General features: G+C 66.2%; 18 protein-coding genes and 1 other RNA gene. 11 read left to right on the forward strand and 8 right to left on the reverse strand.

All coding sequences use genetic code 11. The features are described 5' to 3' along the window. The first annotated feature begins 33 nt into the window (after nt 1-33). The 6 genes from E3T35_RS19320 to E3T35_RS12560 all read left to right on the forward strand — a co-directional run bounded on the left by E3T35_RS19320 (nt 34) and on the right by E3T35_RS12560 (nt 3,023). A complete protein-coding gene (locus E3T35_RS19320; RefSeq protein ID WP_166789937.1) occupies nt 34-210 on the forward strand; it encodes a hypothetical protein in 177 nt (58 codons plus the stop codon). A 30-nt stretch (nt 211-240) separates the two neighbouring features. Then, complete coding sequence (locus E3T35_RS12540) at nt 241-651, forward strand: TadE/TadG family type IV pilus assembly protein (protein ID WP_166789940.1); 411 nt, start codon at nt 241-243, stop codon at nt 649-651. After that, a complete protein-coding gene (locus E3T35_RS12545) occupies nt 626-1,084 on the forward strand; it encodes a hypothetical protein (protein ID WP_134379363.1) in 459 nt (152 codons plus the stop codon). Before E3T35_RS12540 ends, E3T35_RS12545 begins: the two co-directional genes overlap by 26 nt. Next, nucleotides 1,081-1,527 (forward strand): pilus assembly protein TadG-related protein, encoded by a 447-nt coding sequence (locus E3T35_RS12550; RefSeq protein ID WP_134346554.1) that lies wholly within the window; start codon nt 1,081-1,083, stop codon nt 1,525-1,527. The genes E3T35_RS12545 and E3T35_RS12550 overlap by 4 nt, the downstream gene beginning before the upstream one ends. Nucleotides 1,528-1,785: 258 nt before the next feature. Next, complete coding sequence (locus E3T35_RS12555) at nt 1,786-2,055, forward strand: hypothetical protein (RefSeq protein WP_134379365.1); 270 nt, start codon at nt 1,786-1,788, stop codon at nt 2,053-2,055. Between the two features lie 83 nt (nt 2,056-2,138). Further along, nucleotides 2,139-3,023, forward strand: coding sequence for a DMT family transporter (locus tag E3T35_RS12560; RefSeq protein ID WP_134379367.1), 885 nt, complete (start codon nt 2,139-2,141; stop codon nt 3,021-3,023). Nucleotides 3,024-3,069: 46 nt separating this feature from the next. Here the strand turns inward: E3T35_RS12560 and E3T35_RS12565 are convergent, their stop codons facing one another. From E3T35_RS12565 to E3T35_RS12575, 3 genes are all read right to left on the reverse strand, one after another. Continuing rightward, nucleotides 3,070-3,726, reverse strand: a complete 657-nt coding sequence (locus E3T35_RS12565) for a pentapeptide repeat-containing protein (protein WP_134379369.1) — start codon at nt 3,724-3,726, stop codon at nt 3,070-3,072. A 2-nt stretch (nt 3,727-3,728) separates the two neighbouring features. Then, nucleotides 3,729-4,166, reverse strand: coding sequence for a nitroreductase family deazaflavin-dependent oxidoreductase (locus tag E3T35_RS12570; RefSeq protein ID WP_092341370.1), 438 nt, complete (start codon nt 4,164-4,166; stop codon nt 3,729-3,731). A gap of 224 nt (nt 4,167-4,390) precedes the next feature. Beyond that, entirely contained in the window at nt 4,391-5,680 is a 1,290-nt protein-coding gene (locus E3T35_RS12575; RefSeq protein ID WP_134379371.1) for an MFS transporter, read from the reverse strand. Between the two features lie 66 nt (nt 5,681-5,746). On the opposite strand from E3T35_RS12575, the gene prfB reads away from it, so the two are divergent. The 5 genes from prfB (at nt 5,747) to ssrA (ending at nt 9,980) form a co-directional block, all read left to right on the forward strand. Continuing rightward, nucleotides 5,747-6,859 (forward strand): peptide chain release factor 2, encoded by a 1,113-nt coding sequence (gene prfB, locus E3T35_RS12580; RefSeq protein ID WP_134379373.1) that lies wholly within the window; start codon nt 5,747-5,749, stop codon nt 6,857-6,859. 76 nt (nt 6,860-6,935) lie between these two features. Further along, nucleotides 6,936-8,012 carry a cell division ATP-binding protein FtsE gene (gene ftsE / locus E3T35_RS12585; protein WP_134379375.1) on the forward strand — a complete coding sequence of 359 codons (1,077 nt, stop codon included), beginning with the start codon at nt 6,936-6,938 and terminating at the stop codon, nt 8,010-8,012. Then, the gene (gene ftsX, locus E3T35_RS12590) at nt 8,009-8,923 is read left to right on the forward strand and encodes a permease-like cell division protein FtsX (protein ID WP_092341374.1); all 915 of its coding nucleotides are present in this window, start codon (nt 8,009-8,011) and stop codon (nt 8,921-8,923) included. Before ftsE ends, ftsX begins: the two co-directional genes overlap by 4 nt. A gap of 88 nt (nt 8,924-9,011) precedes the next feature. Beyond that, nucleotides 9,012-9,488, forward strand: coding sequence for an SsrA-binding protein SmpB (smpB, locus tag E3T35_RS12595; RefSeq protein WP_092108491.1), 477 nt, complete (start codon nt 9,012-9,014; stop codon nt 9,486-9,488). A gap of 117 nt (nt 9,489-9,605) precedes the next feature. Continuing rightward, nucleotides 9,606-9,980, forward strand: a transfer-messenger RNA (tmRNA) gene (gene ssrA, locus E3T35_RS12600). A 229-nt stretch (nt 9,981-10,209) separates the two neighbouring features. Here the strand turns inward: ssrA and E3T35_RS12605 are convergent. From E3T35_RS12605 to E3T35_RS12625, 5 genes are read right to left on the reverse strand one after another with little or no spacing between them, the layout of a single operon-like run. Beyond that, complete coding sequence (locus E3T35_RS12605) at nt 10,210-10,941, reverse strand: PIG-L family deacetylase (RefSeq protein ID WP_134379377.1); 732 nt, start codon at nt 10,939-10,941, stop codon at nt 10,210-10,212. Next, nucleotides 10,938-12,104: an XdhC family protein gene (locus tag E3T35_RS12610; RefSeq protein ID WP_134346561.1), complete on the reverse strand. Its 1,167-nt coding sequence runs from the start codon at nt 12,102-12,104 to the stop codon at nt 10,938-10,940. Before E3T35_RS12610 ends, E3T35_RS12605 begins: the two co-directional genes overlap by 4 nt. A gap of 17 nt (nt 12,105-12,121) precedes the next feature. Beyond that, the gene (locus tag E3T35_RS12615; protein ID WP_134379379.1) at nt 12,122-12,961 is read right to left on the reverse strand and encodes an SRPBCC family protein; all 840 of its coding nucleotides are present in this window, start codon (nt 12,959-12,961) and stop codon (nt 12,122-12,124) included. After that, the gene (locus E3T35_RS12620; RefSeq protein WP_241988839.1) at nt 12,961-14,247 is read right to left on the reverse strand and encodes a VWA domain-containing protein; all 1,287 of its coding nucleotides are present in this window, start codon (nt 14,245-14,247) and stop codon (nt 12,961-12,963) included. The genes E3T35_RS12615 and E3T35_RS12620 overlap by 1 nt, the downstream gene beginning before the upstream one ends. After that, a complete protein-coding gene (locus tag E3T35_RS12625; RefSeq protein ID WP_134379383.1) occupies nt 14,240-15,142 on the reverse strand; it encodes a MoxR family ATPase in 903 nt (300 codons plus the stop codon). Before E3T35_RS12625 ends, E3T35_RS12620 begins: the two co-directional genes overlap by 8 nt. Between the last annotated feature and the right edge of the window lie 13 nt (nt 15,143-15,155).

Raw genomic sequence — 15,155 nt, forward strand, 5'->3', positions numbered from 1 at the left:
CCGTACCTCCCTCCCACCAGAAAAGAGAATGCTATGAACCGAATCATGCTTCGCCTCCAGGGTCTGCTCCGCGATGAAACGGGTGACGTGCCCGGCTGGGTGCTGATCACGTTAATGACGGCCGGATTGGTACTCATAATCTGGGGACTCGCCGGCCCCGCCCTCAGCGGGGTGTTCCAGCAGGCCATGGATCGCGTCAGTAGTTTCTGACCGGTCGGCGTGGACAAACTCGGTAACCGGATGCGACACCTCGCCTGGCCCGGCCCTCAGCGGCTGCGGGACGAGGCTGGTTCCGCCGTGGCCGAATTTGTCATGGTGGTGTCGCTGCTGACCTTTCTGACGCTCATGGTCATGCAGCTGGCCCTCGCGCTGCACATTCGCAACACCGTGCTCGACGCTGCCGCCGAGGGTGCCCGCTACGCGACCCTCGCCGACAGCAGTCTGTCCGCGGGGGCAGAGCGCACGCGCGATCTGATCACGACGGCCATTGGCGCGAGCTATGCCACCGATGTCGTGGCCCAGTTCGGAGTGAGCGCCGGGTTTCCCAGTGTCGAAGTGCGGGTGATCGCACCGCTGCCGCTCATGGGGCTGCTCGGTGCTCCGCGCGGATTGGAGGTGGTCGCTCATGCTGCGGTCGAATCGTTGGAGTAGCCGCTCTGAGGCTGGCTCTGCCTCACTGGAGTTCATCACGGCCGGGATGATTCTGCTGGTTCCCCTGGTCTATCTGGTGCTCGCACTGTCAGCCCTGCAGGGTGGTGCTCTCGCCGTGGAGGGCGCCGCCCGGCAGGCAGCCAGGGTCTACGTACAGTCCCCGGACGAGGCCACGGCCACGGTGCGTGCCCGCCGAGCCGTCGCGTTCGCGCTCGAGGACTACGGCCTTTCGGCCGGGGACGCCGAGGTGCAGATCGAGTGCGCTGGCGGTTCGAGTCACTGCCTGACTCCACGGGGGCTCGTGACGGTCACCGTGCGCATCGGCATCGCGCTGCCGCTTGTGCCCGATCTGCTCGCCCTGAACCAGAGTGCGAGTGTGCCCATGACTGCGGAGTCGTCGCAGCTCGTGTCCCGGTTTGGCAGCCTCGGATGAGAAGACGTCTGCCGCCCGCGTCGAACGAGGACGGCTCCACCCTGCTGCTCATTATTTTCTACGGCTTTCTGGCGCTCTGCCTCGTACTCGTGGCCCTGTCAGCGACGTCGCTCTATCTCGAACACAAACGGCTGCTCGGCCTCGCCGACGGTGCGGCGCTCGCCGGGTCCGAGGCGTTCACCCTCGATGCGGTTCAGGTCGGGGTGGTCGGGCCGCGGCCATCGCTGCGCTCGGACGATGTTTCCGCGGCGGTCGATGAGTACCTGCGGCTCGTTCCGCACGACTCGTTCGAGGCGCTGGCCGTGACGAGCGCGGTATCCGCTGACGGGCAGAGCGCGTCGGTGACGCTGCGATCCTGGTGGCGCCCACCGGTACTCACCCTCGTCGTGCCCGACGGCGTGCCGTTGGAGGTGACGGTGGTCTCCCGAGCGGTCTTTCACTAGTTCTGCCCGTGAGGTCGCGAAAAGTCGCACTGGTAATTTCAGAATAGAAGCGTACGATGCACAGATCACGTAGTCGACAATGGAAGCCTCCTACCTCGTAGGGGGCTTCACTTTTTTGCACGAAGTCGACACTCGTGCCAACCCCGGTCCCGGTTGGTAGTGCCGGCGATCGCGGGTCGTCGTTCATCCGGGCTGGTCGCCGTCGGGTGACGTGGCCCAGGATGGCGGCTGAGTAACACCAAGATCGGCTGTGAAATCATGGATGCACTACTGGACGCTCAGATTGTGGAGCAGCTCGACTTCGAGTCCCTTCTCCCCTGTGAGGGAGTGCACCACGACCGCGGATTGAGTGGTCATGATCCGGCCGAGTCGGGCGGGTTCATGGTGATTTCACCGTGCTGCGGTCCCAAAGTGATCCAGTGTTCCTCTCGCGTTGACGCGATGCGGGTGTCGGGCGTGCTGTACTGCGGTGCTTGCCAGCACGAGCACCTGACCAGCGAATACCAGTTCATTCCGCTGCAACTGTAGACCCAAGTTTGCGCCCGAATTTCAGAGCGGATGCCGCGAGCGGTACTGTCGAGAGGTGCCTCGACGGCCCCGACAGGAGCAGTGTGCGAACCAGGCGGGACAAACTGAGCGGTGCGGGAGCTCAGCTCGCCACCGAGGTCAGCATCAATTTCGGCTCCTCACTGGCCGGACTGCTCATTCCGGTCGTCGGTTCGCCCATCGTCGTCGCGGCCCGCCAGATCGTCATGGTCATCGTCGTGCTGCCGCTCGCCCGGCCCCGGCTGAGAAATCTGACCTGGGCCCGAATCTGGCCAGCGCTGGCCCTCGGCGTCGTGCTGGCCGTGATGAACCTTACCTTCTACCAAGCCGTCAACATGCTGGGACTCGGCATCGCGGCGACGATCGAATTTCTTGGACCCTTCGCCCTGGCCCTGGTCACCAGCCGCCGCATCCTGGACTTCGTGTGTGCTGCGACCGCCGCCGGGGGAGTGTTCCTCTTGACCTGGTCGGACGGCATGCTCGACCCGCTCGGCATCCTTCTCGCGCTCACCGCGGCGGCCTCGTGGTTCTGCTACATTCTGCTGACCCGCAAAGTGGCGACCGAATTCGCCGGCCTAGAGGGTATCTCGATCGCCAGCCTGGTCAGCCTCGTGATCGTGGTGCCCATCGCCCTGTTCACCCTGGATCTGTCGGCCTTCACCTGGGGTATCGTCGGGCTGCTGCTGCTCGTGGGCGTCGTCTCCTCGGCCTTTCCGTACACCCTCGACACCTACATTTTGCGTCGGATCAGCCCCCGCCTGTACGCGATCATCACCAGCTTCGGCCCGGTCATCGCGGCCGGTTTCGGCGCGCTCGTGCTCGGTGAGACCTTCACCCTGCTACAGCAGATTGCCATCGTGGTCGTGTGTGTGGCGGCCGGAGCGGCCATCGCGACCCAGCGCGAACGGCCGACGTCCGACCTCGAGCTGACCGCGACCGCCATTCCCTGAGCCGGTCTCAGCTGCGTGGTCTATCGGGCGCTGGTGTCCGGCCGTGCTATTCGATGCGCAGGCCCAGGTGGGCCGCGAGCAGCGGCGCCAACAGGCTCAGCTGGGCGTCGTCGATGGTGGCGCCGCGCAGTCCTTCGAGGCCGCGCACGGCCGAGAAATCACTGGAACGCAGGTCGACATCTTTGAGCTTGGCACCACCGACATCGAGCGTGCCGATGCGGCAATTCTGCAGTTCCAGGCGCTGCACGGTGGCACTACCGAGGTCAAGCTCCTCGATGATGCAGTTGCTCAGGAGTACATCGGTGAGCGTGGCGTTGCGCAGGTTCACGAAATCGAGCTTCGAGCCGTCAATGTGCACCGACCGGAGTGTCGCCTCATAGGCCTCGACCGAGCCAAGCCGGGCGTGCTCGATGCGCACGTCCCGCCAACTGGAGCGCGGCGCGCTGAACACCGGTGCGTGCAGGTCGGTCAGGAGGCACTCCGCGAAGGATGCCCCGCGCAGTTTGGCCTCGTGCAAAGACACCTTGCCGAATTCGCACTCCCCGAAGGAGATGCCAGTCAGGTCGCGGCCATCGAGGTCGACGTCCGTGTAGCGTTCGGCCTCCCGACCGTCGCCGGAGCGCAGCCGCGAACCGTCGTCGTCGGTCAGGTCAGGCAGGGTGATGCGGTCGATGGACGCCTTGCGGGTGCTGGCCTTCGCCACCCTCAGGCGGTGGGTTCGAGTACGAAGACGGGAATCTCGCGGTCGGTCTTGACCTGGTACGCCGCGTAGTCGGGGAATGCCGCCACGGCGCGCTCCCACCAGACGGCCTTCTCGTCGCCGGTGACCTCGCGGGCGCGCATGTCCCACTTCTGCGGGCCGTCCTGCAGCTCGACCTCGGGGTGCGCCACAACGTTCGCGTACCAGACCGGGTTCGTGGGGCTACCGCCGAGCGAGGCGACAGCGGCATACTGGCCGTCGTGCTCAACGCGCATGAGCGGAGCCTTGCGCAGCTTGCCGCTCTTCACTCCGACGGTCGTCAGCACGATGACGGGCATGCCGCGCAGGGTCGTGCCCTCGGTGCCGCCGGACTTCTCTATCTGGTCGACCTGGTCGCGCACCCACTGGGAGGTGCTTGGTTCGTATTCTCCGATGAGAGGCATGCCTGCCGTAACGCGCGGGCCGCCGGGAATATTCCGCCCGGCTGGCCACGGCGAGTCGTACTTGAGTCGAGACACTCCGGGTAACGCGGCCTGGGCAGCATAACTCCTGCAAATCGTGGGGCCTGATTTGTGGATGCCTGTAATCTCCCGGAAGTCTTCTGGCCGGCGCGCAAATTGCAGGGGTTATTCTGCCTGAGCAGGTGGAGTGGGGTACGGCAGGTTGGCTAGAGCAGACGGCCAGGGCGGTGCGGCGCGTATCGGGGAATGTAGCGGCGCAGCAGAACGGCGCCACAGAGGCCGATAGCTCCCATGACCCCGCTGGCCACCGACAGGGACACGAGGGCGGTGATCCCAGCAACGGCCAACGGTGCCGCGGCGCTGCCGAAGTCGGCGGTGAACCGCCAGGCGCCGAGGAACGGTGCCGGATTCGGGCGCGGCGCCAGGTCGGCGCCGAGCGTCATGAGCAGGCCACTGCCGATCCCGTTGGCCAGCGACAGGAACATGGCCACGCCAATGAACCACTCCACGTTGCTCGGCAGGTCGTGGGTGAAGGCGAGCGCCAGGTGGCCCGCGCCGAGCCCGATCATCGAGGGCAGGGCGCTCCAGATGCGGCCGAACCGGTCCATGATCTGGCCGCTGACATAGAACAGGGCGAAGTCGATTGCGCCGGCGATGCCGATGATCAGCGCGGTGTCGGGGGCGCTGATGCCGATGCTGACCGCCCAGAGCGGCAGCATCACCGTGCGGCTGGCTCGCATCGCCCCGATCAGACCGGCGCCGGTGCCGAGCCGCAACAGCACGTCACGGTGACTCCAAATGGTCTGGAATAATCCCTGCACCGGCACGGCCGGCCGCGCCGTTCCGGTGCTGCTGATGGCGCCCGTGCTTGTGTCGGTGGCGTCGAATACAGTCTCATCAGCGGACGGAGTGGCGAAGGTTTTCGACGGGTCCGGCAACAGCAGCAGCATGACCGATGCGCCGACGCAACAGACGATGAACACCCAGAACACGGCCTGGGTGCCACCGGTGAGGTGAATGAGTCCGGCCGAGAGAAAGGGGCCTACGAACCAGCCAGCCCGAAATACACCGCCCAGGGTCGAGAGCGCCCGCGCTCGATAGACCAACGGCACATAGTTGGTCATGAAGGCGTGCCGGGCCAGGGCGAAGATCGCCGTGGCCAGTCCAACCAAAAAAATACCGAGACCCAGCACGAGCGGGTTGGGAGCCACAATGCAGACGATCACGGCACCGATGGTCAGAGCGGATGCACCGATCATCGCGTTGCGCTCGCCGATACGCGAGACGATCCATCCGCTGGGAATGTCACCGACGAGTTCGCCGAGCATGACCATCGCCGCGATGACGCCGGCGATGGCGAGAGACGCCCCGAGATTGCTCGCCACCACCGGAATCAAGGGGATGATCGAGCCCTCACCGATCGAAAAGAGCAGGGTCGGCAGAAACGCCACCAGGGCGACCGAGCGCAGGCTGAAGGGGCGGTCGGCGTTGCTCATCGGTTTCGATGCTACTCCCGGCGACCCGGACCCGCCGCAAACTTCGCCCGGTAGGCTGAACGGAACATGATTGACTTGGATTTCTCAGTACAGATCGCCGCGCTGCGGACCACGTTCGGCGACATCCGCTCGGTGATCGACATTGATCGACTGCGCGCGGACATCGACGACCTCAGCGGCGAGGCCGGTATGCCCGATTTGTGGGACGACACCGACCACGCCCAGAAGGTGACCAGCGACCTCAGCCACCGGCAGGCGCAATTGGCGCGCATCGAGAGCATCACGACCAGGCTCGACGACCTCGAGACTCTCGTCGAGATGGCCAACGACGGCCAGGGCGATCAGGAACTGGCCGATGAGGCCACCGTCGAGCTCGCGAGCCTGCAGAAATTGCTCGGCGAGCTCGAGGTGCAGACCCTGCTCAACGGTGAGTTCGACGAGCGCAACGCCGTCATCACCATTCGCGCCGGCGCCGGGGGAGTGGATGCCGCCGACTTCGCCGAGATGCTGCTGCGTATGTACCTGCGCTACGCCGAACAGCATGACTACCGCACCACTGTGCTCGACATCAGTTACGCCGAAGAGGCCGGCATCAAGAGCGCGACCTTTGAGGTCGACGCCGCCTATGCCTTCGGCACGCTCAGCGTCGAGGCCGGCACCCACCGCCTCGTGCGGATGAGCCCGTTCAACTCGGCCGGCAAACGGCAGACCTCGTTCGCCGCGGTCGAGGTGGTGCCGTTGATCGAGCAGACCGAGTCGATCGAGGTGCCCGACGGTGACCTTCGCGTGGATGTCTTCCGTTCGAGCGGTCCCGGCGGCCAGTCGGTCAACACGACGGACTCTGCCGTGCGCATCACCCACCTGCCCACGGGCACCGTGGTGAGCTGCCAGAACGAGAAGAGCCAGATTCAGAACCGCGCCGCCGCCATGCGCGTGCTGCAGTCGCGCCTGCTCGTGCTCGAGCGCGAGAAAGAGGCAGCGACCAAGAAAGAGCTGGCGGGCAACATCACCGCGAGCTGGGGCGACCAGATGCGCAGCTACGTGCTCGCGCCCTACCAAATGGTCAAGGACCTGCGCACCGAGTACGAGGTGAACAACCCCAGCAACGTCTTCGACGGTGACCTCGACGGATTCATCTCGGCCGGCATCCGCTGGCGCAAGAAAGCTCCCGAAGACTAAACGGATGCTGAGGCTTCGGCCCCTCGGGTATGTCGCTGTAGGGAAAACGCCAACGGATGCCTAGGCTCTAAGAGCTATGATCCGTTTTGATCACATAACCAAGAAGTACCCCGGCACCACTCGGCCGGCACTGAACTCGATCGACGTCGAGATTTTGCGAGGCGAATTCGTCTTTCTGGTCGGCGCCTCCGGATCGGGCAAATCGAGCTGCCTGCGGCTCGTGCTCAAGGAGGAAAAGCCCACCAGCGGCAGCATTCACGTGCTCGGCCAGGACCTACGGTCGATCTCGAACCGCAAGGTGCCCTACTTTCGCCGCAACATGGGCGTGGTCTTTCAGGACTTTCGCCTGCTGCCGAACAAGACGGTGTTCGACAACGTCGCGTTCAGCCTGCAAGTGATCGGCAAGAGCCGCGGCTTCATTCAGGAAGCCGTGCCCGACACCCTCAAAATGGTCGGGCTGGCCGAAAAGGCCCAGCGCCTGCCGCACGAACTCTCCGGTGGTGAGCAGCAGCGCGTGGCCATCGCCCGCGCCATCGTGAACAAGCCGCAGATTCTGCTGGCCGACGAGCCCACCGGAAACCTCGACCCCACCACGAGCGCCGAGATCATGTCGCTGCTCGCGAGCATCAACGCGGGCGGCACTACCGTGATCATGGCCACCCACGAGGCCGGCATCGTCGACAAGATGCAGCGCCGCGTGATCGAACTCGTGAACGGCGAGATCGTGCGTGACGAACGCCAGGGCGGCTACGCCACCGCTTCTATTCCCGTCGTACTTCCCGCAGCCACAGCGGATGCCCCCACCAGCGCCCCCGCGCCCGTCGCGTCGGTCTACGCCCGGCCGGCTGCTGCACCCGAACCAGCATTGACGCATCCGTCTGCCCCGGTTCCGGAGACCAGCGTGTCGCTGCACCAGGCTGCGGCAGCTGCCGTCGCGGCGGCGTCGACCGCGGAGCCCGAGCCGGTCGCCGCGACCCGCGTGGCCCCGGTGCCCGCCGTTGACGACGAGGTTCCACCGATGACGCGCCCGGTGCTTCCGGTTGCCCCAAACGATGCCCCAGAGCAGCTCACCCTCGCCGAGAAACTCGGCCTGCGGGCGCCGGGGGAGAAACCCGACCAAACGGGCGAGCAGAACGTGGGGCCGACCCGATGAGGCTCGGTCTGGTGCTGTCCGAGGCTGCGAACGGTCTGCGGCGCAACGCCTCGATGGTCGTCTCCGTCGTGCTCGTCACCTTTATCTCGCTCACTTTCGTCGGTGCGGCCATTCTCATGCAGATGCAGATCGGCCAGATGAAGAACTTCTGGTACGACAAAGCTCAGGTCGGCATCTACATGTGCTCCGACATCTCGCCCGGCGAAACCTGCACCGGCGGCGACGCCTCACCGGAGCAGATCGCCGCGGTCGAGGCTCAGCTGAAGTCGCCGACCCTGGCGCCGTTCATCGACAACTACTATTTCGAGACGCACGAGCAGGCGTTCGAGAACTTCAAGAAGCAGTTCGCCGGCAACCCGGTCGCCGACTATGTCACGGCCGACCAGCTCAACCAGACCTTCTGGGTGAACCTGAAGGATCCGTCGCAGTCGGCGGTGCTGGTGGAGAGCCTATCGGGGGTCGCTGGTGTTGAAAATGTCGCTGACCAGCGTAAATACCTTGACCAGATCTTCTCAGTGCTCAACGTGGCCAGCTATACGGCCATCGGAATCGCCGGGTTGATGCTGATTGCGGCGGCGCTGCTGATTGCCACGACCATCCGTTTGTCGGCGTTCTCCAGGCGGCGAGAACTCGGCATCATGCGGCTGGTCGGTGCCAGCAACCGCTTCATTCAGACACCCTTCATTCTGGAGGGCGTGTTCGCTGCCCTGCTTGGCTCGCTGCTGGCGGGAGGTGCGATCGTGGCGCTCGTATACTTCTTCGTGCAGGGCTATCTCGGCGCGAGGCTCACCGGCTTCGCCCTGGTCGGCATGGATGACGCGCTCGTCGTGGTGCCGATCCTGCTCGTGGTCGGTGCGGTGCTGGCCGCGTTCTCGGCGAACTTCGCGATCACCCGCTACCTCAAGGTCTAACGTTTAAGCGGATGCCGCTAGACTGGTGGGCTGTCTGCCGGATCGGCCGGCGGCATCCGTTTGAATGAAAAGAATTGAGGTGAGGTGCATGCCCAGGGAACGTGGCGAAAAGGTCGTGGCGACCAACCGCAAGGCCCGACATGACTACCTCATCAGTGACACCTACGAGGCCGGGATGGTCTTGAGCGGCACCGAGGTGAAGTCCCTGCGCGCCGGGCGAGCGACCCTCGTCGACGGCTACGCCTTCATCGAGGGCGGCGAGGCCTGGCTGGATGCGGTGCACATTCCGGAGTACTCCGGCGGATCGTGGACCAATCACCCGCCGCGTCGTAAGCGCAAACTCCTTCTGCACAAGAAAGAGATCGTGAAGATCAGCCACAAGACCAAGGAGGGCGGTTACACGCTCATTCCGCTGCGAATTTACTTCGCGGACGGTCGGGCCAAGGTGGAGATCGCCGTGGCCAAGGGCAAGAAGGAGTACGACAAGCGCCAGACGTTGCGCGAACGCACCGACAAGCGCGAATCGGATCGCGCCATGTCGGCGCAGCGCCACTTGGGCGACTAGGCACCCCAGGCCTTCTGTTGTAAGATAGGGGGCTGCACCGAAACTGGTGCAGATTGGTAACTCAACAGCGTGTGACACGAACCCGTCGCTCTGCGCTTTAAGGCGTGCGATGTGTATGGGGATGATCGGTTTCGACATTGTTTGCGCAATTGTGAGAAGCGGGTCGAGGATGCAGGGTTATCTCGTAAACGATCTCTGCAAAACAATAAGTGCCAAATCAAACCGCACTGACTTCGCTCTCGCTGCCTAAGCGAAAGCACTAACGAAGTCCGCCAGACCGGGAATGCTCTCTACCCGGATCCTGACGCCATTTAGAGAGCTTGCTTCTACATTGAGCCACGGGGCGTAGAGGGACTTAAACGAAGGCTGGGCCTGTCGGAGTAGATGCCAGTGGCAAATTCCGGGGCCGAGAAAGCGATTTCACTGGATACACCCGTAGAAGGCATATGACCACAGCAGTGGACCGGGGTTCAATTCCCCGCATCTCCACCATAGGTTCTGTCACACGCTGTTGAGCTTCCGCGCTCTACTGAGGCCGCCCAATTGGGCGGCCTCAGTAGTTTCAGCGCACTATTTCGGCACCCTGATCGTGCCGGGACAGTCTTGGTAGCGGTGGTGGCGTTCAGAACTGCGGAAATTTCTGTCCAGAGCTGTGGATTTCGGCAATTCCAGGCCGATTTCGCGGAAATCTCCGCAGTTGCAGCGTTCAGGGCGTGGTGGGTCAGCGCAGGCGCAGGCCGATCGCGGTGCGGATGGGTTCGCGCTGGCCCCCGGAGTGCACGATGAAGTCGCCGTCGACCGTGAGCTGGCTCGCGTGGCAGCGCAGGGCCGCCGCGACGGTGTCGTGTTGGGTCTCGAGGTCGAACCATTCAGCATCCGCTGTGGGGGTGTCGATGATCTCGGCGTAGGGGATCGCGAGGCTGCGGCTGGCGCGGAGGGCGGCGTCGTGCACGCGCACGTGATCGGGATGGCCGTAGCCGCCCGTGGCGTCGTAGCTGATGACGAGGCTCGGTCGCACGTGTCGGAGAATGGCGACGAGGTCAGTGGTGATCTCGGAGAGCGGTGCGCGAGCGAGGGCATCCGCTTCTGAACCGGCGGCCGGGCCGGCCAGCCCGGGACGTATCCACTCCATGCCGGAGTCACGGTAGCGGCGTGCGGGCAGCCCGGGCGCGCGGGCCGGTTTGTCGCCGAGCCAGAAGCCGTCGTTGATGCCGAGGGTGAAGGCGGCGCGTTCGAGTTCGCGCTCGCGCTCTTCCGCCAGGGCGGGGGTGCCGGCAAGCACCGAGAGCGACCCGGCAACGACTTCACCGCGCTCACCGCGCGTGGCGGTGACCAGGCTGATGCGGATGCTGCGGCTCGCCAGATACGCGATCAGCCCGCCGGTGCTGATGGTCTCGTCGTCGGGGTGCGCGTGTACGAACAGCACCGAGGTGACGGAGTCGAGAATGCTCATACGTCAATCAATCGGTGGCCGGACGGCGGGTTCGGATCGACGAGGTCGTCGTGGTGGATGGCGTCGACGAGGGTGTGCAGAGGCTCGCCGCTTCCGCCCCACTGCAGCGAGATGATCTCGGCAGCGATCGAGACGGCCGTCTCTTCGGGCGTGCGCGAGCCGAGGTCGAGCCCGATCGGGCTGCGCAGCCGGGCGAGCTCGGTGTCGGTCACGCCGACCTGGCGCAGGCGTTCCAGGCGGTCGAGGTGCGTGCGCCGCGATCCCATCGCACCGATGTACGCCACCGGTGGGCCGTGCAGGGCCGCTTCGAGCAGGGGAACATCGAATTTAGGGTCGTGGGTGAGCACACAGATGACGGTGCGGGGGTCGATGAGGCCGCCGACGATCTGCTCCCGCAGGTAGCGGTCTGGCCAGCTGACGATGACTTCGTCGACGCCGGGAAACCGGGCATGGGTGGCAAAGACCCCGCGGGCGTCGCAGACCGTGACCCGGTAGCCGAGAAAGGTGCCGAGGCGGGCCAGGGCGGTGGCGAAGTCGATCGCCCCGAACACGAGCAGGCGGGGCCGGGGCGCGTAGCTCGCGAAGAACACCTGCATGCCCTCGCCGCGTCGCTCGCCATCCGCGCCGTAGGTCAGCGTCGTGTTGCGACCAGCGGCGAGCAGTCCCTGGGTGTCATCGCCGATCGCGTGGTTCGCACGATCAGAGCCGAGGTCACCCTCGAACCCGTCCGGCCGCACCACGAGGTGTCGGCCGATCCAGGCGGCGTCCGGATGCTCGATCACCGTCGCGACGCCGACCGGACGCCCGGCAGCCACGTCGTCGTGCACCCCTTCGAGCAGGCTGAAGGTGTCGCGCGAGACGGGTTCAACGAAGACATCGAGGATTCCGCCGCAGGTGAGCCCCACCGCGTACGCGTCGTCGTCGCTGATGCCGTAGCGCACGAGCTGCGGCACGCCGTCTTCGGCCACCTGGGTGGCCAGTTCGTAGACGGCGCCTTCGACGCAGCCGCCCGAGACCGAGCCGGCCACGGTGCCGTCCGCGCTGACCAGCATGGAGGCACCGGCCGGGCGCGGCGCGGACTGGAAGGTGCGCACAACCGTGGCCAGACCGGCGGTAGCACCGTTCTCCCAGCCGCTGAACAGAGTATCCAGTACTTCACGCATCGTGGTCTCCCTTCGCTCTAGCGGCCGGACGCGCGCCGACCGATTTGGTATGCGATGAACGCTACCGTGGCCAGCAGTCCCAGAAGTTTCACCGGGTCGCTCAGCTGGTCGGTGATGACGCCTTTGACCAGGGTCATGGCGTCCAGGCTCGGCGCCGCAGCGGGTGCCGAACGGTGCGGGGCCGCCCGGTGCCCGCCGGCGGGTGCGACGCGGGGCGGCACCGGGCGGGGCGGCAGGCCGGGCCGGGCCGGGGCCTCCGCTGTGACGTCGGGCAGCGTGTCGGCGGCGAGGGCGTCTCCCGGCGGGATGTCGGTCACATCGGTGACCGCCCGCGGGGAGGCCTGCGCGAGGGTGGCTGGATCGTCGACGTGGTCGCCGACGGGAGTTGCAGTGCTGCCGTCGTCAGACCCGCCGCTCTCGATCAGCTCCTGCAGATTGCCGGCAAACAATCCCATCATCTGCTCGGTGACGCTGCTGATGACGCCTTTACCCATGGCCGCAGCCTTGCCCGACAGGGACAAGTCAGCACTGACCGTGCCCTGGGTCACGCCGTCGGTTTCGACCAGCACGAGCGTGACCGTGGCCTGGGCCGTGCCCTGCCCGCGAGTTTCCTGAGCCTTGCCCGAGAAGACGGCGCGGTGCGTGTCAGCGTCGCGCTCGTCGACATTCATCTGGCCGCGGTATTGCATGGTCACTGGGCCGAGTTTGACCTTCATACCCACCTGGTAGTTGTCATCGGAGAGCTTGTTCAGAATCTGCGCTCCCGGGACACAGCCGGCGACACGCTCGAAGTCCATCAGGGTGTTCCACACCGTGTCGACGGGGGCGGCGACGGTGAAGGTGGTGTCGATTTGCATCAGGGTGTCCTCTGCTGAGTCATGACGATTGGGTGGGAAGTTGGTCGGCGAGCGGATGCCCGCGGGTTGTTCTCGGATAGGTCGCCGCGAATTGCGGCCGCCACTTCGGCGAGGGCGACGTAACTGTGCCCGCTGACGAAGGCGTCGCAGTAGGGCAGGGCGGCGGCCATGCCCCCGACCAGTGGCCGGTAGTCCACGGCGGCCTTGCGCGGATTCACCCAGACGATGCGGTGCGCGAGACGGCGGAGCCTCGCCATCTGAGCGTCGACGTCGGCCGGGTCGTCCTGCGCCCAGCCGTCGGAGAACACCACGACCACCGCTCCCCGGGCCAGGCCGCGGCGCCCGAAGTCGTCGATGAACCGACGGATGCTGGTCGCCAGCCTGGTGCCGCCGGCCCAGTCGGTCGCGGTGGCGGCCGCCTGCGCGAGCGCCTGGTCCGGGTCGCGCAGCGCGAGCTGCCGGGTCAGGCGGGTGAGGTGGGTCGAGAACACGAAGGCTTCGGCGCGGGCGCCGGAGGCAGCGCCCTGCAACAGCGAGAGGAACACCCGGGTATACGGCTCCATCGAACCGGACACGTCGCAGAGCAGTACGAGCCGTCGTGGTTTCGGGAGGCGCCGCGTGAAGTGCAGGGCGATCGGGTCGCCGCCGGTGCGCTGCGCGGCCCGAACAGTGCGGGCCAGATCGAGCCGGTCACGGCTGTGTGGCGTCGGATGCGCGCGCCGGCTGATCCGGGTCGGCGTCGACAACACGATGCGGGCCACGAGCTGGCGCAACCGGGCCAGCTCCTCGGGCGCGAGATCGGCGAAGGCCATCTCGTGCAGGTGCTCGTCACGGGACGCCATGGCGAGAATGGCATCACGCTCGGGGCCGTCGCTGTCGTCGCTCGAGTCCGCGCCGGGCAGCGGCGCGGGCGGGCTGGCCTCGGATTGAGGCTCGGGAGCGCCGGCCGGTCGGTTGGTCGGCGGGGCGGCCTTCGTGCGGGTTTCGGAGCCGATCGCCGGGGGAGCGTTGGGGTCGCCGCGGCTTTCGGCCGGGTCGAGCCGGCCGTCGAACACGGCGCTGAACACCGCGTCGAAGCGGTTGAGGTGCTGCTGCCGGGAGACGAACACGATGCGGCAGGCCCAGTACAGGGCGGCCCGGTCGGTCGGGGGGATGAGTCGAAGCGCCTCGGCCAGCCGGGCGGCCCGGTCGGGCGAGACCGGAAGCCCCGCCCGGTGCAGGGCGGTGCTGAAGCCGGCGGCGAGAGCCGCCGCTTCGACCGGTGGGTGCCGCACGCGGTCAGGCACCGGCAGCCTCGGCGACCCACGCTGAGCCGCGGGACGCTGCCAGGCCCTGATCGTCCCGGTTCTTCAGCACGAAACCCCAGGTCTGCTCGACCGCGCGGGCGCTGAGCTGTTCGATTCCGAGCACGCCGAGGGCGCTCACCCAGTCGATGGCCTCGGCGATTCCGGGCGGTTTGACCAGGTCGAGCGAGCGCAACCGGGTGATCGCGGCCGCGGCATCCGTCGCGATGGCCTGCGAGCTGCTGGGCACCCGACGCCGCACGATCTGCGCGATCCGCTCCGGACAGGGGTAGTCGATCCAGTGGTACAGGCAGCGCCGGGTGAGGGCATCGTGCAGGTCGCGGGTGCGGTTGCTGGTGAGAATCACGATCGGCGGGTGGGTGGCCTCGACGGTTCCGAGCTCGGGAATGGTCACGGCCGCCTCGGCAAGCAGCTCGAAGGTGAAGGCTTCGAACTCGGCGTCGGCGCGGTCGATTTCGTCGAGCAGCAGCACGGCCGGGCGCGGGCCGGCATGCTCGATCGCCCGCAATAGCGGGCGGCGAAGCAGGTAGTCCCGCCCGAACAATTCCGTTTCGGCCAGTTCAACGCCGCGCGCCTCCGCCAAACGGATACCGAGCAGCTGCCGCGGGTAGTTCCACTCGTACAGGGCTTCTCCGGCGCTGATTCCCTCGTAGCACTGAAGCCGAAACAGTTCGGTGTCGAGCAGCCGGGCCAGTGCCTTGGCAATCTCGGTCTTGCCGACCCCGGGTTCGCCCTCGAGCAGCAGCGGCTGCCGCATGCGCACGGCCAGAAACACCGCCGTTGCGAGGCCCTCATCGGCCAGGTAGTCCTCGGCGTCGAGGGCGCTCTGCAGCGCGGCGACGGAGGGCACCAGTTCGGCCACGGAATCCGCGCTCATTGCTCGCACCATT

The organism is Cryobacterium sp. TMT1-2-2 (assembly GCF_004403505.1).
In the GTDB taxonomy this organism is placed as follows: Bacteria; Actinomycetota; Actinomycetes; order Actinomycetales; family Microbacteriaceae; genus Cryobacterium; species Cryobacterium flavum.